The sequence below is a fragment of the Nocardia exalbida NBRC 100660 genome (genome assembly GCF_000308575.1).
GTDB lineage: Bacteria > Actinomycetota > Actinomycetes > Mycobacteriales > Mycobacteriaceae > Nocardia > Nocardia exalbida.
Genome location: NZ_BAFZ01000111.1, coordinates 1 through 7,223, shown reverse-complemented (window position 1 = coordinate 7,223; position 7,223 = coordinate 1). Strand labels below are relative to the sequence as shown.

Genomic DNA, 7,223 nt, shown 5'->3' with positions numbered 1-7,223 from the left:
GTTCGACGAAACCACCATCCAAACCCTCGGCCACCGCCTCCACCGCATCCTCACCACCATCGCCACCAACCCCCACACCCCCATCGGCGACATCGACATCCTCGACGCAACCGAACGGGAACGGATGGCGGTCGCGGCGGAGCGGGTGAGCGTCGAAGCGCCCACGGCCACCGCGGGTACGGCGTTGACCCAGGCGCTGGCGGCGGCGGTCGAGGACGACCCGGACGGCCCCGCCGTGGTCTCCGGCGAGAACGCTCTGTCCTACCAGGATCTCGACGCGCGCTCGTCGCGGTTGGCGCGCGTGCTCATCGCGCGCGGCTGCGGCCCCGGCGCGGGCGTGGCGGTGCGGCTGGATCGCGGCATCGAAGCGGTCATCGCCACCTGGGCGGTACTCAAAACCGGCGCCGCCGTGGTCCCGGTCGACGCACTCGACGCACAGCTGCCGCACGAACTCGAGATCAAGACCGGCTTGACGGTCGGCGGTGCGCACTCGGCCGCCGCGGTCGACTGGCTCGCCCTCGACGACCCGACCGTCGTCGCGGAGATCGCCGCCGAATCACCCCGGCCGGTCACCTACGCCCACCGCATTCGCGCCTTGCGCGGCGGCGACCCGGCGTTCATCGGCGCGCAGGCGCTCAGCTACGACGACCTCGCCATGGCCGCCGCACGGCTGCGCGCACGCACCGAACTGACTTTCGAATCGCGCACTTTCCAGCACGGCAGTCCGCAGTCGCCCGCCGCGCTGGTCGAGATGGTCGCCGCCGGATCGGTGGGCGCGTCGGTGGTGCTGGTCGACGCGGACGGCGCGCTGACCGAATCGCTCGCCGACGAGTGGGTAACCCATCTGGTGACGGATCGGACCGGGCTGGACACGCTCGACCCGATGGCACTGGAGGATTTGCACGCCGTGGTGCTGGACAATGGTGTCGGCGCGGTGCCCGAGGGGCCCTGGTCGAATGTGGCCGCGATCGTCGAGTTCACCGAGCTGTTCGACGCCCGGTGAAGTGATTCGCTGTCATGCGGAAGCTTTCAGTTGTGTGACCATGCACACAGCGGACTGGTTTGCTGTATCAGGCCGTCCGCTGGAAATGTGTCATGGACGTGTTCTTACAGGCAGGATGTGCAGAGTTTTCATGTTTCGCTTGTCGGGGAATAGTCTGCCGGCGCAGGGATCGGTGCCCAGGAAGCACGAAGCGGGGCTCGCGTGACGCGGCCCGCGCGGGTGCGGCCCACTCGTACCCGGCGACCTAGAGTCACTACCCTCCCGCAACTGATGGCAACCGCCGTCGAAGCGCATCCAACCGGCACCGCGGTTGTCTTCGCCGACGCGGTCAGCTCTCGCGGACATCTCACCTACGCGGAACTCGACGCCAGGTCCACGCGGTTGGCGCGGTTGCTGATCGATCGGGGGGTGGGTCCGGAGGATCTGGTCGCTGTTGGTGTTCCGCGTTCGGTGGAGTCGGTGGTCGCGGTGTGGGCGGTGGCCAAGACTGGTGCGGGTTTCGTGCCGGTGGATCCGAACTATCCGGCCGATCGTGTCGAGCACATGGTGAAGGACTCCGGCGCGGTACTCGGCCTCACCGTAGCGCGAGTGGTGGAGGACCTGCCGAGCGAGATCGAATGGCTGGTCATCGATTCGGACGCCTTCGTCCAGCAGTTGGAGGACTACCCGACCGAGCCGGTCACCTACGCGGATCGGCTGCGACAGTTGCGCGCCGAGCATCCCGCCTACGTCATCTACACCTCCGGCTCCACCGGTATGCCGAAGGGCGTGGTGGTCACTCAGGCGGGTTTGGCGAGTTTCTGTGCCGAGCAGCGTGATCGGTATCGGGTGACGAGTGCGTCGCGGACGTTGCATTTCGCGTCGCCGTCGTTCGACGCGTCGGTGCTGGAATTGCTGCTCGCGCTGGGCGGGGCGGCGACCATGGTCGTGGTCGCGCCGACGGTCTACGGTGGTGACGAGCTGGCCGCGCTCCTGCGCAGGGAGGCCGTCACCCACGCGTTCATCACCCCCGCCGCGCTCGCGTCGGTGGACCCGGCCGGGTTGGACGAGCTGCGCGTGGTGGTGGCCGGTGGCGAGGCGTGCCCGCCGGAACTGGTGCGGCGCTGGGTGCGCCCGATCGCCGAGGGCCGGCGCGAGTTCTACAACGGGTACGGCCCGACCGAAACCACGATCATGACCAACATCAGCGCGCCGCTGGTGCCCGGGGAACCGGTGACCATCGGCGCGCCGATCCAGGCGACCACCGAATACGTGCTGGACGAGCGGCTGGTGCCGGTTCCGATCGGCGTGGTCGGCGAGCTGTACATCGGTGGACCCCAGCTGGCGCGCGGTTACCAGCTGCGGCCCGGCCTCACCGCGGTGCGTTTCGTTCCGAATCCGTTCGACCCGAACCACTCTCGGCTCTACCGCACCGGCGACCTGGTTCGCTGGACGCCGAACGGCGAGTTGGAATACATGGGCCGCAACGACTTCCAGGTGAAGATTCGCGGTTTCCGTATCGAGCTGGGCGAGATCGACGCGGTGCTGGCCGCGCACGAGACGGTCGACTTCGCGGTCACCGTCGGGCATCAGTTGGACAGCGGCGCGACGATTCTCGCGTCGTACGTGCACGCGGCGAGCGGACGCTCCATCGACACCGACGAGTTGATCGCGCACGCCGAGCGCAGCCTGCCGGTGCACATGGTGCCGACCTCGCTCACCGTGCTGGATGAGATCCCGCTGACCCCGGTGGGCAAGCTGGATCGTCGTGCCCTGCCCGCTCCGCAGTTGCAGACCAAGGAATTCCGCGCCCCGTCGGGAGCGCTGGAGCAATTGGTCGCCGGCGTCTTCGGTGACCTGCTCAGCGCGGGTGACGAGATCGGCGCGGACGACGATTTCTTCGAGCTGGGCGGCAATTCGCTGATCGCGACGCAGGTCGCGGCCCGGCTCGGGGCGTCGATCGGCGCCCGGGTGCCCGCGCGGACGGTGTTCGAAGCGCCGACGGTCGCGCTGCTGGCCGCCCGCCTCGCCGAATTCGACACCGGTGCGGCGCGTCCCGCGTTGGTGGCGCTGCAGCGTCCGGAGCGGGTGCCGTTGTCGTTGGCGCAGCGGCGGATGTGGTTTTTGAATCAGTTCGATACGGGTTCGGCGGCGAATAATATTCCGTTCGCGGTGCGGTTGTCGGGTGTGTTGGATGTGGCGGCGTTGCAGGCGGCGGTCGCGGATGTGGTCGAGCGTCATGAGACGTTGCGGACGGTGTATCCGGCGGTGGACGGTACCGGTTACCAGGTCGTGCTGCCCGCCGCGCAAGCGATCCCGGACCTGACGCCGCACAGCCTGACCGCCGGAGAACTGCCGGACTGGCTGGGCACCTTCGCCGCAGCCGGTTTCGACGTCGCGGCCGAGGTGCCGCTGCGGCTTTCGCTCGCGCGGATCGGCTCCGACGATTACGTGCTCGCCGTGGTCGTGCACCACATCGCGGCCGACGGTACGTCCATAGCGCCGCTGGTACGCGATCTGATGACCGCCTATGTCGCGCGCAGCGCGGGCGAGGCGCCCGGCTGGGCCCCGCTGCCGGTGCAGTACGCGGACTACACGCTGTGGCAGCACGCCGTGCTCGGCGAGGAGAGCGACCCCCGCTCCGTGGCCGCGACGCAGATCGCCTTCTGGCGTGACGCTCTCGCGGGCATTCCCGATCGGCTCGACCTCCCTATGGATCGGCCGCGCCCCGCCTCGGCCTCGGGGCGCGGCGGCGTCTTCACCTTCACCGTCGACGCACCCATCCGGGCCCGGCTCGACGAACTCGCCCAGGCCCACGGCGCCTCGCTGTTCATGGTGGTGCACACCGCCTTCGCGGCGCTGCTGGCCCGACTGTCCGGCACCACCGACATCACCATCGGCACGCCGGTCGCCGGACGTGGCGAGGCGGAACTCGACGATCTGGTCGGCATGTTCGTCAACACGCTGGTGCTGCGCACCGCGGTGGACCCGGCCGCCTCCTTCGCCGGGCTGCTGGAGGCGACCAAGGAACGCGACCTTGCCGCGTTCTCGCACGCCGAACTGCCGTTCGAGCGGTTGGTCGAGGTGCTGGACCCGGTGCGGTCGCAGGCGCATCACCCGCTGTTCCAAGTGGCGCTGTTCTTCCAGAACATGGACCGAGCGCAGCTGGAGCTGCCCGGCCTGTCGGTCGGCGCGGTGGAGTTCGACGGCGCGGTGGCCAAATTCGATCTACAGCTGACGGTGACGCCGCAGGAGGGTCCGGACGCGGGCCTGTCCGCCATGTTCACCTATGCCACCGATCTGTTCGACGAGAGTTCGGTCGCCGAGTTCGCGGCGCGCTTGAACCGGTTGCTGCGCGCGGTCGCGGCCGACCCCGATCGCGCGCTGGGCGGTATCGACCTGCTCAACGTGGTCGAGCGGGATCGCATCCTGCACGAGTGGAACGACACCCGCTACCCGGTCCGCTCCGAGTTGCTGCTCGATGGTTATCGGCGGGCCGTCGAGGCGCATCCGGACGAGATCGCCGTCGCCTACGAGGGTGTCGAGCTTTCGTATCGTGGGTTCGATGCGCGGGTGAATCGTTTGGCGCGGTTGTTGATTTCGCAGGGTGTGGGTGCGGAGTCGTTGGTGGGGTTGGCGGTTCGGCGTTCGTTGGATCTTGTGGTGGGGATGTATGCGATCGTGGCGGCGGGTGGGGCTTATGTGCCGTTGGATCCGGATCATCCGGCCGAACGCATCGCTCACATCCTGGACACCGCTCGCCCCCTCTGCGTCGTGACGACCAGCGCGGACGCGGCCGCGCTGCCCGATGACGTCCGGACCCTCGCCGTGGACACGCTGGATCTCGCCGGCTTCGACGACAGCCCGGTTCGCGCGGAGGAACTCGTGCGTCCGGTGGTGCCTGCGCATCCGGCGTACGTGATCTTCACGTCGGGGTCGACGGGCCGCCCGAAGGGCGTCGCGGTGTCCCACGCGGCGATCAACAATCAGATCGAGTGGATGCTGGCGGAATACCCGCTCGACGCCGATGACGTGTACCTGCAGAAGACGGCGACGACGTTCGACGTCTCGCTGTGGGGCTACTTCATGCCGCTGCGCGTGGGCGCGAAGCTCGTCGTCGCCACACACGACGGCCACCGTGACCCCGCGTACGTCGCGGAAACCATTGCCTCCCAAGGCGTGACGGTGACCGACTTCGTGCCGTCCATGCTGACGGTTTTCGCGGCGCACACCGCCCCCGGCAGCTGCCCGACACTCGAACACGTCTTCGTGATCGGCGAGGCGCTCCCGCCGGAGACCGTGGGCGCCATGCACGCGGTGTCCGACGCCGCCGTGCACAACCTCTACGGCCCCACCGAGGCGGCGGTCTCGGTGACCTACTGGCCCGCGTCGCCCGACGAGCGCACCGTGCCGATCGGTCTGCCGCAGTGGAACACCCGAGTCTACGTCCTGGACTCGTGGTTGCGGCCGGTGCCGGTGGGTGTGCCCGGCGAGCTGTATCTCGCGGGCGACCAGTTGGCTCGCGGCTATGTGCGGCGCCCCGATCTCACCGCCGACCGGTTCGTCGCCGACCCGTTCGGCAACGGGGAGCGGATGTACCGCACGGGCGACCTCGTCGTGTGGCGCAAGGACGCCGACGACGCGGTGCTCGACTATCTCGGCCGGACCGATTTCCAGGTGAAGTTCCGCGGTCAGCGGATCGAGCTGGGTGAGATCGAGACGGCGCTGCTGGCCCAGCCGTCGGTGAGCCAGGCCGTGGCCCTCGTCGTGGCCTCGTCGCTGGGTGATCAGCTCGTCGCCTATGTGGTCCCCGCGCCGGGCGACCGGATCGACGCGCAGGCATTGCGGTCCGCGATCAGCGAGACTTTGCCCGCTTACATGGTTCCGGGTGCCGTCGTGGCGTTGGAGGCGTTCCCGCTGAACTCCAGTGGCAAGCTGGACCGTAAGGCTTTGCCCGAGCCCACGTTCGAGACCAAGCATTTCCGTGCGCCCGCGACGGCGGTGGAGGAGATCGTGGCCGGGGTGTTCGGTGAGGTGCTCGGTGTGGGCCGGGTGGGCGCGGATGATGATTTCTTCGCGCTGGGCGGTAATTCGCTGGTTGCCACGCAGGTGGTGGCTCGTTTGGGTGCGGCGGTGGATGCGCGGGTGCCGGTTCGGACTTTGTTCGAGGCGCCGACGGTGTCGGCGTTGGCGGCGGCGCTGGAGTCGGAGTCCGATGGTGAGCGCCGGGTGGAGTTGGGGAGTATTGCTCGGCCGGAGAAGTTGCCGTTGTCGTTGGCGCAGCGGCGGATGTGGTTTCTCAATCGGTTCGATCAGTCCGATGATGCTGGGGAGCGGATCGGTTCGGCGGCTTACAACTTGCCGTTCGCGCTGCGGCTGACCGGTGCGTTGGATGTGGTGGCGCTGGGTGCGGCGCTGCACGACGTGGTGGGCAGGCATGAGGTGCTGCGCACGGTGTATCCGGAGACCCCGGAGGGTCCGGTGCAGGTGGTGCTGCCCGCCGCGCAGGTTCATCTGGACCTCGCTCCCCGGGTGCTGGCCGAGTCCGACGTGGCGAGCAGCGTGTACGCCTTGGCGGCCACTCCGTTCGATGTGACGGCGGAGGTGCCGTTGCGGGCCGTGCTCATCCAGGTCGACGGAGCACCGGAGACGTTCGTGCTCGCGGTGGTGGTGCACCATATCGCGGCGGATGCGTCGTCGATGGGTCCGCTGGTGCGCGACGTGATGATCGCCTACGCGGCCCGTACCTCGGGCGACGTTCCGGGGTGGTCGCCGTTGCGGGTGCAGTACGCGGATTACGCGTTGTGGCAGCGTGCGGTGCTGGGGGACGAGTCCGATCCGGAATCGCCGGCGGCACGGCAGATCGCGTTCTGGCGCGCCGAGCTGGCCGAGCTGCCCGACCTGCTGGAGTTGCCGACCGACCGGCCGCGCCCGGCGGTGGCGTCGCTGGCGGGTGCGCGTGTGGATATCGCGATCGATGCGGCGACCCACGCGGGTCTCGTGGACTTGGCGCGTGCGCATGGCGCGACGTTGTTCATGGTCGTGCACACGGCTTTCGCGGTCTTGCTCGCTCGCTTGTCCGGCACCGCGGATATCGCCATCGGAACGCCGGTCGCGGGTCGTGGTGAGCGTGAACTCGATGATCTGATCGGGATGTTCGTCAACACCGTGGTGTTCCGGACGCGGTTCGAGCCGGATGAGTCGTTCATCGGCCTGCTGGGTAAGCAGCGCGAAGCGGATC

Annotated in this window: 2 protein-coding genes; both read left to right on the top strand. The window is 68.7% G+C overall.

Annotated elements, in window-relative coordinates; all coding sequences use genetic code 11:
* A partial coding sequence (locus ON29_RS25380; protein ID WP_040870167.1) for an AMP-binding protein occupies positions 1-1,003 on the top strand: 1,003 nt, incomplete at its 5' end.
* Between the two features lie 270 nt (positions 1,004-1,273).
* A partial coding sequence (locus tag ON29_RS25375) for a non-ribosomal peptide synthetase (RefSeq protein WP_157172900.1) occupies positions 1,274-7,223 on the top strand: 5,950 nt, incomplete at its 3' end.